The sequence below is a fragment of the Microbispora sp. CA-135349 genome (assembly GCF_050947365.1).
Lineage (GTDB): Bacteria > Actinomycetota > Actinomycetes > Streptosporangiales > Streptosporangiaceae > Microbispora.
This window is the reverse complement of sequence record NZ_CP192001.1, coordinates 6,596,176-6,610,000: the sequence shown is the minus strand read 5'-3', so window position 1 is coordinate 6,610,000 and position 13,825 is coordinate 6,596,176. Positions and strand designations below refer to the sequence as shown.

12 protein-coding genes and 2 rRNA genes (1 of these 14 cut by a window edge) are annotated in these 13,825 nt (G+C 70.4%); all 14 read left to right on the top strand.

The genetic code is table 11. The features are described 5' to 3' along the window. Positions 1–534 (top strand): 23S ribosomal RNA (locus ACQPZZ_RS30330); it begins 2,570 nt to the left of the window's first position. 76 nt (positions 535–610) lie between these two features. Next, positions 611–727 (top strand): 5S ribosomal RNA (gene rrf, locus ACQPZZ_RS30325). Positions 728–894: 167 nt separating this feature from the next. Then, positions 895–2,178, top strand: a complete 1,284-nt coding sequence (locus ACQPZZ_RS30320; RefSeq protein ID WP_432934604.1) for a bifunctional folylpolyglutamate synthase/dihydrofolate synthase — start codon at positions 895–897, stop codon at positions 2,176–2,178. Then, positions 2,175–2,525, top strand: a complete 351-nt coding sequence (locus tag ACQPZZ_RS30315) for a DUF4233 domain-containing protein (RefSeq protein WP_363643385.1) — start codon at positions 2,175–2,177, stop codon at positions 2,523–2,525. Before ACQPZZ_RS30320 ends, ACQPZZ_RS30315 begins: the two co-directional genes overlap by 4 nt. 11 nt (positions 2,526–2,536) lie before the next feature. Beyond that, positions 2,537–4,048 (top strand): hypothetical protein, encoded by a 1,512-nt coding sequence (locus tag ACQPZZ_RS30310; protein ID WP_432924675.1) that lies wholly within the window; start codon positions 2,537–2,539, stop codon positions 4,046–4,048. 297 nt (positions 4,049–4,345) lie between these two features. Next, on the top strand, positions 4,346–4,756 hold the full coding sequence (gene ndk, locus ACQPZZ_RS30305) for a nucleoside-diphosphate kinase (protein WP_030505860.1): 411 nt from the start codon (positions 4,346–4,348) through the stop codon (positions 4,754–4,756). A gap of 219 nt (positions 4,757–4,975) precedes the next feature. After that, the gene (locus tag ACQPZZ_RS30300; RefSeq protein WP_076434349.1) at positions 4,976–6,007 is read left to right on the top strand and encodes a rod shape-determining protein; all 1,032 of its coding nucleotides are present in this window, start codon (positions 4,976–4,978) and stop codon (positions 6,005–6,007) included. An 8-nt stretch (positions 6,008–6,015) separates the two neighbouring features. Beyond that, complete coding sequence (locus ACQPZZ_RS30295) at positions 6,016–7,284, top strand: rod shape-determining protein MreC (protein ID WP_363643379.1); 1,269 nt, start codon at positions 6,016–6,018, stop codon at positions 7,282–7,284. Between the two features lie 3 nt (positions 7,285–7,287). Next, positions 7,288–7,806: a rod shape-determining protein MreD gene (gene mreD / locus ACQPZZ_RS30290; protein ID WP_363643377.1), complete on the top strand. Its 519-nt coding sequence runs from the start codon at positions 7,288–7,290 to the stop codon at positions 7,804–7,806. Next, a complete protein-coding gene (gene mrdA, locus ACQPZZ_RS30285) occupies positions 7,803–9,860 on the top strand; it encodes a penicillin-binding protein 2 (protein ID WP_432924672.1) in 2,058 nt (685 codons plus the stop codon). The genes mreD and mrdA overlap by 4 nt, the downstream gene beginning before the upstream one ends. Positions 9,861–9,872: 12 nt before the next feature. Next, positions 9,873–11,045 carry a rod shape-determining protein RodA gene (rodA, locus tag ACQPZZ_RS30280; protein ID WP_363643373.1) on the top strand — a complete coding sequence of 391 codons (1,173 nt, stop codon included), beginning with the start codon at positions 9,873–9,875 and terminating at the stop codon, positions 11,043–11,045. A 126-nt stretch (positions 11,046–11,171) separates the two neighbouring features. Further along, complete coding sequence (locus ACQPZZ_RS30275; protein WP_432924670.1) at positions 11,172–11,420, top strand: hypothetical protein; 249 nt, start codon at positions 11,172–11,174, stop codon at positions 11,418–11,420. A 54-nt stretch (positions 11,421–11,474) separates the two neighbouring features. Further along, on the top strand, positions 11,475–12,935 hold the full coding sequence (locus ACQPZZ_RS30270; protein WP_432924668.1) for a hypothetical protein: 1,461 nt from the start codon (positions 11,475–11,477) through the stop codon (positions 12,933–12,935). After that, positions 12,932–13,813, top strand: coding sequence for a phosphotransferase enzyme family protein (locus ACQPZZ_RS30265; protein ID WP_432924666.1), 882 nt, complete (start codon positions 12,932–12,934; stop codon positions 13,811–13,813). The genes ACQPZZ_RS30270 and ACQPZZ_RS30265 overlap by 4 nt, the downstream gene beginning before the upstream one ends. The last annotated feature ends 12 nt before the right edge of the window (positions 13,814–13,825 follow it).

Here is a 13,825-nt window from a genome sequence, read left to right as displayed (position 1 = left end):
AGCAGGAGCGAAAGCTGGGACTAGTGATCCGGCATCGGCGTGTGGAAGCGGTGTCGCTCAACGGCTAAAAGGTACCCCGGGGATAACAGGCTGATCTTCCCCAAGAGTCCATATCGACGGGATGGTTTGGCACCTCGATGTCGGCTCGTCGCATCCTGGGGCTGGAGTAGGTCCCAAGGGTTGGGCTGTTCGCCCATTAAAGCGGTACGCGAGCTGGGTTTAGAACGTCGCGAGACAGTTCGGTCCCTATCCGCTGCGCGCGCAGGAGACTTGCGAGGGGCTGTCCCTAGTACGAGAGGACCGGGACGGACGAACCTCTGGTGTGCCAGTTGTTCCGCCAGGAGCACGGCTGGTTGGCTACGTTCGGTAGGGATAACCGCTGAAAGCATCTAAGCGGGAAGCTCGCCTCAAGATGAGGTCTCCCACCACGAGAGTGGGTAAGGCCCCCTAGAGATGATGGGGTTGATAGGCCGGAAGTGGAAGCGCAGTAATGTGTGGAGCTGACCGGTACTAATAGGCCGAGGACTTGACCATATTATGCTCGCGTTCACTATGTGATCTCAGAGACAGCAGCCGCTTGTAGTTGAGTTGGTTGTGTGTTTCATGGGGTTACGGCGGTTATAGCGGCAGGGAAACACCCGGTTACATTCCGAACCCGGAAGTTAAGCCTGTCAGCGCCGATGGTACTGCACCGGGGACGGTGTGGGAGAGTAGGACGCCGCCGGACAATTTTGTGGAAGGGCCATCCCGTTTGGGATGGCCCTTCTTTTTTTCCCTCACCCGCCCGCCGCTCTTGTGGTTATCTCGCGGTTTGGGCCACCGCCTCGTGAGGGGGTGGGCATGGGGTCCCGTACGCTGAGGGTCGTGGAATATCGAGCCGTCGAGCAAGCGATCATGGCGCGAGGAGTGGAGTGGGATTTCAGCCCCACCCTTGACCGGATCACCGCGCTGATGGAGATCCTCGGCGATCCCCAGAACTCGTACAAGGTCGTTCATATCGCGGGCACCAACGGGAAGACGAGCACCGCGCGGATGGTCGAGGCTTTGCTGCGCGAGCGCAACCTGCGGGTGGGCCGGTACACGAGCCCGCATCTGCAGTCGATGCGCGAGCGTATCTCGATCGACGGCGAGCCCTTGTCGGAGGAGCGGTTCGCCGAGGTGTACCAGGACATCGCGCCCTACCTCGAGATGATCGACGCCAAGACCGGCAAGCTGAGCTTCTTCGAGGTGCTGACGGCGATGGCGTTCGCCGCGTTCGCCGACGCTCCGGTGGACGTCGCCGTGGTCGAGACCGGTATGGGCGGCACCTGGGACGCGACGAACGTCGCCGATGGGACGGTCGCTGTCATCACGCCCATCTCGCTCGATCACACGGACTATCTCGGTCCGGACATCGCGACGATCGCCGGAGAGAAGGCCGGCATCATCAAGCCGAAGGCGACGGTCATGCTGGCGCAGCAGGCGCTGCCCGCAGCAGAGGTGCTGATGCGGCGGGCGGCCGAGGTCGGTGCGGTGGTCGCCCGTGAGGGACTGGAGTTCGGCGTGCTGCATCGCGAGCTCGCCATGGGCGGCCAGGTGCTCCAACTCAGGGGCTTGAAAGGCGTTTACGAGGACGTGTTCCTGCCGTTGTACGGTGCGCACCAGGCGGGCAACGCCGCGGGCGCCCTGGCCGCCGTCGAGGCGCTCACGGCCGGCGACGACCCGCTGGCGGAGGAGGTCGTTCGGCAGGCGTTCGCCCAGGTGACGAGCCCGGGACGGCTGGAGATAGTGCGGCGCGGCCCGACCGTTCTGGTCGACGCGGCCCATAATCCCGCGGGCATGGAGGCGACGGTCGAGGCTCTGACCGAGGCGTTCGGGTTCACCCGGCTCGTCGCCGTGGTGGCCGTGATGGCGGACAAGGACGTGGACACGATCTTGGACCTGCTGGAACCGGTGGCCGAGGAGATCGTCGTCACCCGCAACTCCTCCGCGCGTTCGCTGAGCCCGGACGACCTCGCGGCCCGAGCGGAAGCCGTCTTCGGCCCGGAACGCGTCCACGTCGAAGACCGGCTCGACGACGCCATCGACACGGGCGTGGCGCTGGCCGATCAGGGCGACGAGTTCGGCTCCGGCGTCCTCATCACCGGTTCGGTCGTGACCGCGGGCGACGCGCGCGTTCTCCTCAAGGCCGCACGATGAGCAGCGGCGTGTTCGAGGTGACCCCCGGCATGCGCCGGCTCTGCGCGACCGTTCTCGGGATGCAGGCGATCGTCGTCGCGCTCATCATCCCGGTCGCGATCACCATCAACAACGTGTCCACGCCGCTCGCGCTGACCGTCGGGCTCGGGCTGGCCGTCCTGTGCGTGGTGGTCGCCGGCATGCTGAAACGCCCGTCCGCGTACATCGCGGGCACGGTTCTTGAAGTGCTGACAATCGCCACAGGCTTCCTGGTTCCGGTCATGTTCTTCCTCGGGGTGATCTTCGCTGCCCTGTGGATAACAGCCATCTTCGTCGCTCGCCGTGTCGAAGGGACGACGAAGCGCTAAAGTCGGCAACCATGGCCGTCCCTCCCGTACCGCAGGCTCGGGCCGCCGTGCCGGTCCGTGCCGTGCGCGTCCCTCTGCTGGTCGACGTCGTCATCGGGCTGCTCACCCTGGTGGCCCTTCCTCTGGCGCTCGTCGCCATCCCGAACACGATCTCCGTCGTGGCGGCGCTGCTGCCGCCGGGCGTGTCGCAGGTCGACATGATCCGCGCGCACGGCCTGGCGCTGCCCGCCATGCTGGTGACCGTGCCGCTCGCCGCGGTCGCGGTACGCAGGTTCCGCGCCGCGCCGATCCTCGTTGCGGGGCTCACGCTGCTCGCGCTCGCCGACGTCGCCGGAGGGTACACCGACACCGTCGCGCTCGTCGGCGTGCTGCGCGTGCTCCACGGGATCGGCGCCGGCATGCTCGTGCCGGCCACGCTGGTCGCGGCCGCGGAGCGTCCCCGGCACCGGGTGCTGCTGCCCATCTGGGCGGGTGCGCTCGCCGCCTCGCTGCTGTCGGCCCAGGCACTCGCCCTGTGGGCGATCCGTGACGTGACCTCCTGGCAGGTCACCCTCCAGCCGTACCCGCTGCTCACGGGGGTGGCGCTGGCCCTCGCCGCGGCGTATCTGGTGCTCTGGATGGTCGCCGGCGACGGCGGGGCGCGGGCGGACGGGGAGATCCTGCCCGCGGGCCGGCCGACATCCGCCGAGCGCGGGCGGCTCGCGCTGGCCATCTTGCCCGCCGCCGCCATCGCGGTGCTGGGCGTCGGGATCACCTTCGACTGGCCGCCGCCCCTGGTCGTCATCGCCGCGGCTGCCGTGGTGGTGGCGATGCTGGCCCTCGCGGCGCTCGGCACGTTCGAGGGGCCTGGCGGCCGCACACTCGCCTTCGTCAACGTCGCGGTCGGGCTGGTGGTGCTGCCGACGGCCGCGCAGATGACCTACATCGAACTCGGCGGCCCGCTGGGCGGTCCCGGTCTGAAGGGCCTGTGGGTGCCGTTCCTGATCGCGGCGCTGGCCGCCCTCGTGGGCGCCGTACTCGCCGGACGGACGCCCGAGACGTTCGCGGCCCGGATGACGGCCCTAGGTCTCGCGGCCGTCGTGGCCGGGCTGGCCGCGATCAGGCTGCTGGTTCCCGCCCCGTCCGGCACGCCGCTGGTGGTGCCGTTCGTCCTGCTGGCCGCGGGGGCGGCGGTGGCGCTGGTCGGCGCCTTCCGTACGGCGGGCCTCGGGTCGGCGATGCTGGGCCTGTCGCTGTGCTTCCCCTCGGTTCTCGCGGGCTTCCTGCTCGGCACCGGCATTCAGGTGAACCGGCTGCGCGATGCCGCCGAGACCGCGCGTGGCAACGGGAACGCCCTGGTCGAGGGGTTCATCGACGCTCTTCACACGTGGGCGCTGATCGGTGGTTTCGTCGTGGTGGGTGTGATCGTGCTCTCCTCCGTCCTGGCCCGGCGGGCCGCCGCGTCGGTCGACGCTCAGGTGGTGATCCCCGCGCCGACGCCGTCGCCGGAGGAGGACGACGGCGTCCCCGGCGGCGTGGGCTGACATAATCCCGCGAGCGTCCCGCGACACCGCCCCTGCGGGCATGCCGTGGGCATTCCGCCGACTTTCCGCGACACCGTCGCCAAGGCCGTCCACCGGCACCGTCCGCCGGCACCGTCCCGCGGCTTCGGACTCGTCCGATCGGAGCGGCGTTCCCGGACCGGTAAGCTGCCGTTGCGTACGGAGCTTCCCCGCCGAAGCTCCCCAGATGCTCGACGGGTGCGCCCGCGACCTGCCGGGGCACCATACGGCGAGCACGACGCCACGTGAGCCTCATCAACGACCTTAGGAGAAGAGACCGTGTCCGAGCGTACGCTTGTCCTGATCAAGCCCGACGGGGTCCGTCGCGGCCTCATCGGGGACGTCATCGGCCGCATCGAGCGCAAGGGCCTCAAGATCGTGGCGATGGACCTGCGCACGCTCGACGCCGAGACGGCCAAGGCCCACTACGCCGAGCACTCCGAGCGCCCGTTCTTCGGCGAGCTGGTGGAGTTCATCACCGGCGGCCCGCTGGTCGCGATGGTGCTCGAGGGCCCCCGGGCCGTCGAGGCGTTCCGCGCCCTGGCCGGTCTGACCGACCCGGTGAAGTCCGCGCCCGGCACCATCCGCGGCGACCACGCGCTGGAGATCGGCGAGAACGTGGTCCACGGCTCCGATTCGCCGGAGTCCGCCGCCCGGGAAATCAAGATTTTCTTTCCGGACCGTTTCTAGCCTTTGCCACACGAGAGGCCCCGGTTTAAACCGGGGCCTCTCGTGTTTTTCCAGGTGGTGACCGAGCTTAGGCAGGGGAAGGGCGGTTTTTCCGGGGGCTTGAGAGCTCGATGTGCCCAGTGATGAGCACCGACCGTTACGATTCCAATGCAATGCGTCATCCCGCACACCCGCTGAACCCGGTAACCGCTAACCACCTGAAGGAAGGCTTCCTTCCGCATGGGCAGCAAGCTGACATTCCTGGGCCGTGACATGGCTGTCGACCTTGGCACGGCGAACACTCTCGTCTACGTCCGAGGGCGCGGCATCGTCCTGAACGAGCCGTCCGTCGTCGCCATCAACGTCACGACAGGAAAGATCGTGGCAGTTGGGATAGAAGCGAAGCGGATGATCGGGCGGACGCCCGGAAACATCGTCGCGATCCGTCCTCTGAGGGACGGTGTCATCGCGGATTTCGATGTGACCGAGCGAATGCTGCGGTACTTCATCCAGAAGATCCACAAACGCCGGCACTTCGTGCGTCCGCGCATCATCGTGGCCGTGCCCAGTGGCATCACCGCGGTGGAGCAACGCGCGGTGAAGGAGGCGGGCTACCAGGCCGGGGCCCGCCGTGTGTACATCATCGAGGAACCGATGGCGGCGGCGATCGGAGCCGGCCTTCCGGTTCACGAGCCGACCGGGAACATGGTCGTCGACATCGGCGGCGGCACCACCGAGGTGGCCATCATCTCGATGGGCGGCATCGTGACCAGCCAGTCGATTCGCGTCGGGGGAGACGAACTCGACCAGGCGGTCATCGCCTTCGCCAAGAAGGAGTACTCCCTGATGCTGGGCGAGCGCACCGCGGAGGAGGTGAAGATCGCCGTCGGGTCCGCCTGCGTCACCGGTGAGGACTTCCACGCCGAGGTGCGCGGCCGCGACCTGGTCAGCGGCCTCCCGAAGACGGTCGTCATCAGCGCCGAGGAGATCCGCCGGTCCATCGCCGAGCCGGTCAACGCGATCGTGGACGCGGTGAAGTCGACGCTGGACAAGTGCCCGCCCGAGCTCTCGGGTGACCTCATGGACCGGGGTATCGCCGTGACCGGTGGCGGCGCCCTGTTGCGCGGCATGGTCGACCGGCTCCGCGAGGAGACCGGCATGCCGGTCCACCTGGCCGAGAACGCGCTCGACTCGGTCGCGCTCGGCTCCGGGCGGTGCGTGGAGGACTTTGAAGCCCTCCAGCAGGTGCTCGTGCCGGAGCCCCGCAACTAAGGAGCGTCATGAGAGACACCCGCCGCGCCCGTCTCATACTCGGACTTCTCCTCGCCGTGGCCTTGATCCTCATCACCGTGGATCGCCGGGCCGGGAACGACCACGTCCTCGGCCCGGTGCGCGACTTCGCGGGCGCCGTGTTCGGGAGGGTCGAGCGCGTCGGCGCCGCCGTCACCCGTCCGATCACCGGATTCGTCGGCATGCTGCGCGATGCGCCCTCCGCTCAGCGTGCCGTCGCGGACCTGCGCAAGGAGAACGCGCGGCTGCGGGACGAGGTGTCGGCGCAGCGGCTCGACAAGGCGCGGGCCGAGAAGCTGGACCGCATGCTCGGGCTGGCGGGGCTCGGCCGCTACCGCGTCGTCCCGGCCCAGGTGGTCGCGCGGCGTACGGTGGCCGGTTTCGAGGACACGGTCGAGATCGACGCCGGCACCGGCGACGGGCTCAGGCCCGACATGACGGTGCTGAGCGACGCGGGGCTGGTCGGCCGCATCGTCCAGGCCGGTCCGGACAGCTCGACGGTGGCGCTGCTGACCGACCCGGCTCTTTCGGCGGGGGCCAGGCTGGAGGGCGGCAACGAGCTCGGCGTCGTGAGCGGCCTGGGCGAGGCGGGCGGGGGCGGCAACCTCGTCAGGTTCCGCCTGCTCGACTCCACCGTACCGATCGGCGTGGGCCGCCGGATCGTCTCGTTCGGTTCGCAGCGGAGCAAGCCGTACGTGCCGGGTGTCCCGATCGGTGTGGTCGAGCGGGTGGACAACACCCCGGGCGATGTGACCAGGACGGCCTACGCGCGGCCCTTCACCGACTTCTCCTCGCTGGACGTCGTCGGCGTGGTGGTCGCGGCGCCGAAGCGCGATCCGCGTGACGCGGTGCTGCCGCCGGTGCCGAAGCCGCCGAAGCCGCGACCCGAGGAGCCGCGGCGCGGCGACGGGAGCCGTGGGCAGGCGGGCGCCTCGCTGGAGGCCGAGTGGGGGCTCGGCGACCGGGGCCACGACGATCGGGGCCACGGCGCGGGCGACGAGTCGAGGGCCGCGACCGAACGGCAGGCGCGCGAGGGCCGGCCCGAGGCCGCTCGGGAGCGGCGCGGCCGGCACGGCACACAGGCCGTGGACGGAGAGCAGCGCGCCCACGAGCGGTACGCCCAGGAGCCCGAGCGGTACGCCCAAGAGCCCGAGCGGTACGCCCAGGAGCAGGAGCAGTACGCCGCAGACGAGCCGCGCGATGCGCCTCGGCAGCACGACGGCGCCGCGGCGGACGATGGCCGCGGCGGGAGGAACTGAACGATGGCCCGCAACCTCATCGCCGCGCTGCTGCTCTTCGTCGCTCTGGTGCTCCAGGTCAGCGTGGTAAATCGGCTGCTGTTCTCCTGGGCGCCCGACCTGGTGCTCCTGACGGTCGCCGCGCTCGCGACCAGGCGCGGGCCCGTGCCCGGCGCGGTGATCGGTTTCTGCGGGGGGCTGGCCTACGACCTGCTGCCGCCCTCCAACCACACGCTGGGCCAGTACGCACTGGTCCTGTGCGCGCTCGGCTACGCGGCCGGACGCGTGGGAGAGCGCGTGCCGCTGCCCGCGGTGGCGGCGTGCGCGGTGGTCGCGCCCGGCATGCTGGCCGGTCTGGGCGCGCTGATCGGCGCTCCGGGGATCACCTGGCCGGTGCTGGCCACGGCATGGCCCCGGGCCGCGATCTGCAATCTCGTGGCCGCTCCGCTCGTGCTCCGGGCGGTCAAGGTCGTGCACGGCGGCCACCGGAGGAGCACGGGCCGTGGCGAGCTCGTGCCGAACTGGAGACGGGGGACGGCATGACACGTTTGCGCGGGCGCCTGCTCGTCCTGCAGGTGCTGGTCATCGCCATGATCGTGGTGCTCGTCGTCCGGCTGTGGCAGGTCCAGGTGGTGCAGGGGTCGCGGTTCGTCACGGTCGCGACGGAGACGCGCACCCGAGAAGTGCGGGTCCCCGCTCTGCGGGGGGCGATCCTCGACTCCTCCGGCCGCCCGCTCGTGCGCAACCGCACGACGCTGGTGGTCTCGGTGGACCGCGGCCGTTTGGAGCGGATGCCGGACGGCGGCGACGCGGTCCTGCGCCGGCTGTCCGCCGTGCTGAAAGTGCCGCTGTCGAAGCTGAAGCAGGAGATCCGGGCATGCGGTCCCGGCATCAGCCGCCCGTGCTGGCCCGGCTCGCCGTACACGCCGATCCCGGTCGCCACCAACGTCAACCCGCGCGCGGCGCTGCAGATCCTGGAACGCCAGGAGGACTTCCCCGGCGTCACGGCCGACATCCAGGCGATCCGCGACTATCCCAGCGGCAAGGACGCCGCGCAGCTGCTCGGTTATCTGCAGCCGGTGACGCAGAGCGAGCTGGAGAAGCGGGAGGGGCTCAAGGCCAACTACTCGGGCGTCGACCTCACCGGCCGCGACGGCCTGGAGCGGACCTACGACTCCGCACTGCGCGGCACGCCCGGCCTGCGCAACGTCCAGGTGGACCGGATGGGCAAGGTGATCACGGTCAACCAGCAGTCCGACCCGGTGCCCGGCGACATCCTGGTGACCAGCATCGACGCCAACGTGCAGCGCGTCGTCGAGAAGTCGCTCGACCAGGCCATGCAGGAGGTGCCCAACTCCGACGGCGCCGCCGGCGTGGTGCTCGACGTGAAGACCGGCCGCGTGATCGCGATGGCCAGTCGGCCGACGTACGACCCCAGAGTCTGGACGGGCGGCATCGCCGAGAAGGACTACCGCCGACTGCTGTCGGACAAGTCGGGCAAGCCGCTGGTGTCGCGGGCGATCGCCGGCGAGTACGCCCCGGGTTCGACCTTCAAGATCAGCTCAGCGTCCGCGATGGTCGCCGACGGCGAGCCCCTGCACGGCACCTATCAGTGCCCGAGTTCCTACAACGTGGAAGGCCGGTCCTACCCGAACGCGGGCGGCATGAGCCTGGGCGCGATCTCGCTCCACGAGGCGCTGGTGAAGTCGTGCGACACCGTGTTCTACAAGGCCGGATACGAGGAGTGGCTGCGCGACGGCGGCAAGACGCCCAAGGCCAAGGTCAAGGAGCCGATGCCGAACATGGCCAAGGCGTACGGCTTCGGCAAGCGCACCGGCATCGACCTGCCGGGCGAGTCCGCGGGCCGCATTCCGACCCGGGCGTGGAAGCTCGACCTGTACAACTCCACCAAGTCGGAGATGTGCAAGCGGGCCAAGATCGGCTACCCGGAGATGAAGGACCAGAGCCGGGCCGCGTTCGCCAAGCGGCTGGCCAACGAGAACTGCCTGGAGGGCATGATCTTCCACGCCTACGAGGCGGTCAACCTCTCCATCGGCCAGGGAGACGTCCTGGTCACGCCCCTCCAGCTCGCCCGGGCGTACGCGGCGCTGCTCGGCGACGGCAACGTGCGCAGCCCGCGTGTCGGCTGGGCGCTGATGCGCCCGGACGGCACCCTTAAGCAGGAGATCCCGGTCCCGATCGTGGGGCACCTGCCGGTCAACGACGAGACCCGCACCTACATCCGTAAGGCGCTCAGCGAGGTGCCCTCGGACGGCACGGCGGCGGGCGCGTTCCGCGGGTTCCCGCTGAACATCGTCAAGATCGGCGGCAAGACCGGTACGGCGGAGGTCTACGGCAAGGAGGACACGTCGTGGTTCGCGTCCTTCGCGCCCGCGGACAATCCGCGGCTGGTCACCGTGGTCATGGTGGCGCAGGGCGGCTTCGGCGCCTCGACCGCCGCGCCCGCCGTGCGGCGCATCTGGGAAGGGATCTTCGGGCTCGGCAAGGGGGACAACGGCAAGCCGATCAAGCCGGCGCTTCCGGACGGCAAACCGGTGACGCGGCTGCCGGCCATCAGCCGCGACAACACGCAGTGAGGCGGGCCTGCCATGACTGAGGCCATCGGGGTACGGCGGAGGTCGTTCGCGAGCCGCGTCGTCGGCCGGGGATCGGTCTTCTGGCGGATGGACTGGCTGCTGTTCGGAGCGGTTGCCGCGCTCAGCGTGATCGGCACGCTGCTGGTGTGGTCGGCCACCCGGACGTGGTCGTCGATCGAGCCGACGGGCATGGCCAAGAAGCATGTGCTCAACCTGCTCATCGGCCTGGCCCTCTACAGCGCGGTCGCGGTGACCGACTATCGCTGGCTGCGTACGTACGCACCGGTCCTGTACGGCATCGCCGTCGTCGGGCTGATCCTGGTGATCAGCCCGATGGGCTCGACGGTCAACGGCCACCACTCGTGGATTCTGCTGGGCGGGGGCTTCGCCCTGCAGCCCGCCGAGCTGATGAAACCGGCGCTGGTGGTCATGCTGGCCCGGCTGCTGGTCCCGACGTCGGAGAAGGGGAAGGTCAAGGACCGCCCGAGGGCCGCCGGTCTCGCGCTGTCCCTCGCGGCGGCGGGCGGCGCGGCGGCGCTGGTCATGCTGGAACCCGACCTCGGCACCACGATGGTGCTGATGGCGACGACCGGCGCCGTCGTCGTCCTCGCCGGGATACGCAAGCGCTGGGTCGTGGCAGGGGTGCTGCTCGCGGCCCTCGTGGCGGTGGCGGTGTGGTCGCTGGGCCTGCTCAAGCCGTACCAGGTGGCCCGGTTCACCGCGCTCATCGACCCGTCGAGCGACCCTCGCGGCGTGGGCTACAACAGCACGCAGGCGCTGGTGGCGATCGGATCGGGCGAGGTGTTCGGCAAGGGCCTGTTCCACGGCGGCCAGACCACGGGACGGTTCGTGCCCGAGCAGCACACCGACTTCATCTTCACCGTCGCGGGCGAGGAGCTCGGCTTCGTCGGAACGGTCACCGTGGTGGCCCTGCTCGGCGTGGTGCTGCTGCGCGGTGCGCGAATCGCCCGGATGTGCGGCGACCGGTTCAGTGCGCTCGTCTCCGGCGGCATCGTCGCGTGGCTGGCCTTCCAGACACTCGTCAACGTCGGCATGACCATCGGCATCATGCCGATCACCGGAGTGCCGCTGCCGTTCGTCTCCTACGGCGGCACCGCGACGTTCGCGAACATGACGGCGGTGGCCATTCTGCAGGCGATCCATCTCAGGTCACGGCCCGTGTGACCCGGTGCCCTATGAGAGCCGTCCGCAGGGTGGCGGCTCGCGGCTCTCACTGGCATCCGCACCGTGCGTCGAACACCATGGGAACGAAACAGGTTCGGGGGTTGAACGAACCATTACGGAGGAGCGGTGACTCCGGACGACGAGACGCGGGAGCGCCAGCGCGCCCTTGACCTGCTGCGCAGGGCCTTCCCCGACTACCGGATCGTGTACGGCGGCGGACGATGGGCCGCCGCGGCCGCGGGCGACCCGCCGACGGTGTGGTTCGCCGAGACGCCGGCCAGCCTGTGCGGGCAGCTCTTCACGGCCCAGTTGCGCCGTGGCGGGACGGTCGTTCCTCTCCGGCCGGAGGAGAGTGACTCCCAGTGTTCGAGGTGACCGATTCGTGACATGGACGACGTTAGCGTGCGGGTGTCACCACTGGGAGAGCCGATGACGACACCCTCACGCGGGGGGGATCGATCCCCCATCCAGATCGCCGGCGGCATCCGCGAGCGCACTCTCGCCGCTCTCGGGGAGCCGCCGACGACCGCGGTCTTCCATCAGATCGCCGAGGAGATCCATCTCTGTTGCCCGCGGCTGACCCGTTTCAAGTGCCTGCGCCTGGCGTACGGGTGGACGGTCGAGGAGGCGATCGAGCGCTTCCACGCGATGTGCGACCGCGAGCAGGTCAAGCGCAGAGGCCTGAGCGAGAGGTCGTGGCGGGAGTGGGAGGCCGGGGCCCGGCCCGACCGGGACTACACCGACCTGCTGTGCCGCCTGTTCGAGACGGGCCCGGTGCAGCTCGGGTTCGCCCGGGACTACACGCCCCCGGAGATGCGCCGCCCCGAGGCGTGGCGGCGCCCCTCCACGCCCGACCTCATCAGCACCGCCGCGCAGGAGGCGAGCGAGCACGCCGAGCGGGTCGAGGCGAGCGAGATCGGCGACAGCACGCTGGAGCGGCTGCGCACGCAGGTGATCTGGCTGTCCCGGCGGTACGTCTGGGAGGCGCCGCTGCCGCTGTTCGTCGAGATGCGGGCGCTGCAGGAGCAGACCCGCCGGGCCCTGGAGCGGCGCGTCCACCCGGGCCAGGCCGGTGAGCTGTACTTCCTGGCGGGGACGCTGTGCGGGCTGATGGCCAACGCGAGCATGGACATGGGCCGGCGCGTGCCCGCCGACACCCTCGCCCGCGCGGCGTGGACGTACGGCAGGATCGCCGGCCACCGGTCGCTCATGGGCTGGGCCCGCGGCATGCAGGCGTCGGTCGCGCTGTGGGACCGCCGGTACGAGGACGCGGCGGGCTATGCCGAGGACGGCCTCACCCAACTGCCGCGGGGTCAGGGCGGCGCGCGGCTGCACATGCTGCGCGCGCGGGCGGGGGCGATGCTCGGCTGGACCCGCGAGGCCGAGGACGACCTGCTCAAGGCGGCGGACGCCCGGGAGTCGGGCGCGGGCGACGAACTGCACGACGGCTTCGCCGGGGAGTTCTCCTTCCGGCCCGCCAAGCACGCCTACTACACGGCGGTCACGCACCTGCACCTCGGCCAGCCCGTCCGGGCGATCGAGCAGGCCCGCACCGCGCTCGGCCTGTACGAGCGGGAGGACCGGCAGAACCGGTCGTACGGCTGCGAGGCGATGGCCGGCGCCCACCTCGCGGTCGCGCACCTGATGGAGGACGATCCCGGCGGGGCCGAGCAGGCACTGACCCCACTGCTCGCCCTGCCGCCCGAGCGCAGGATCGACAGCCTCGCCGAGACCCTCCAGTCCACCCGGGCCATGGTGCGGGGGGAGCTCGCCGAGCGGCTCGAGTCGTTCTGCGCGACCGGCCTGCCCCAGTCGGCCGCCCGGGCGCTGCCCGAGACCCTGCCGGGGACACCGTCCGAGGCGCCGCGCAGCGAGGGAGGGACGCGATGAGTGTCTCCACCGTCGCCGGCACCCCGCCCGCGCTCGCCGAGGCGTGCCGCCAGGCGGGGCTCAGCGCCGACGGCGCCCGGCTGCTGCGCAGTTTCGCCAACACGGTGTACCACCTGCCGGGGGAGGGGGTCGTCGTCCGCCTCGCGGAGGCGGGCACTCCCGGCAAGTACGACCGCCTTGTCACCTCGCTCAAGGTCACCCGCTGGCTGCACGAGCAGGGTTTTCCCGTCACGCTGCCGCTCGACGTGCGCCAGCCGCTGGCCGTCGAGGGCTGCCTGGCGACCTTCTGGCACTACGAGGACGGCGCGGACGACGGCGATCCGGTCCCGCTCGGCCTGCTGCTGCGGTGGCTGCACTCCCTGCCGCCGGTTCCGTTCGCGCTGCCGACCTACGATCCCTTCGGTCGCGTGCGGCGGGCCGTACGTGCCAGTCTCGTGCTGGACGGCGAGGAGCGGGAGTGGCTGCTGGGCCGGTGCGCGGCGCTGGAGGAGGCGTACTACGAGCGGGTCGAGTTCGCCCTGCCGTACGGGCTGATCCACGGGGACGCGCACCGGGGCAACCTGATCCGCACCGCGGACCGGATCCTGCTGTGCGACTGGGACTCGGCCGGCGCCGGGCCGCGCGAGATCGACCTGGTGCCCACTTTGCAGGGCGCCAGGTTCGGCCTGGCGGACGCGCAGCGCGACGGCTTCGCCCAGGCGTACGGGTGCGACATAAGGGACTGGCCGGGCTACCCGGTGCTGCGCGACATCAGGGAGCTGCAGACGCTGACGGCCGTGCTGCGCATCGGGCACCGGGACACCGTGGCGCACGCCGAACTGCGCCATCGCCTGGCCTCGCTGCGCGCGGGCGACGACCGGATCTGGCGCCCCTTCTGACGCCGGGAGATC

Excerpts from the sequence above, each read along its gene's own strand:
- ACQPZZ_RS30320 (WP_432934604.1), top strand. The coding sequence starts at position 895 with ATGGCGCGAGGAGTGGAGTGGGATTTCAGCCCCACCCTTGACCGGATC.
- ACQPZZ_RS30315 (WP_363643385.1), top strand. The coding sequence starts at position 2,175 with ATGAGCAGCGGCGTGTTCGAGGTGACCCCCGGCATGCGCCGGCTCTGC.
- ACQPZZ_RS30310 (WP_432924675.1), top strand. The coding sequence starts at position 2,537 with ATGGCCGTCCCTCCCGTACCGCAGGCTCGGGCCGCCGTGCCGGTCCGT.
- ACQPZZ_RS30300 (WP_076434349.1), top strand. The coding sequence starts at position 4,976 with ATGGGCAGCAAGCTGACATTCCTGGGCCGTGACATGGCTGTCGACCTT.
- ACQPZZ_RS30295 (WP_363643379.1), top strand. The coding sequence starts at position 6,016 with ATGAGAGACACCCGCCGCGCCCGTCTCATACTCGGACTTCTCCTCGCC.
- mreD (WP_363643377.1), top strand. The coding sequence starts at position 7,288 with ATGGCCCGCAACCTCATCGCCGCGCTGCTGCTCTTCGTCGCTCTGGTG.
- mrdA (WP_432924672.1), top strand. The coding sequence starts at position 7,803 with ATGACACGTTTGCGCGGGCGCCTGCTCGTCCTGCAGGTGCTGGTCATC.
- rodA (WP_363643373.1), top strand. The coding sequence starts at position 9,873 with ATGACTGAGGCCATCGGGGTACGGCGGAGGTCGTTCGCGAGCCGCGTC.
- ACQPZZ_RS30270 (WP_432924668.1), top strand. The coding sequence starts at position 11,475 with ATGACGACACCCTCACGCGGGGGGGATCGATCCCCCATCCAGATCGCC.
- ACQPZZ_RS30265 (WP_432924666.1), top strand. The coding sequence starts at position 12,932 with ATGAGTGTCTCCACCGTCGCCGGCACCCCGCCCGCGCTCGCCGAGGCG.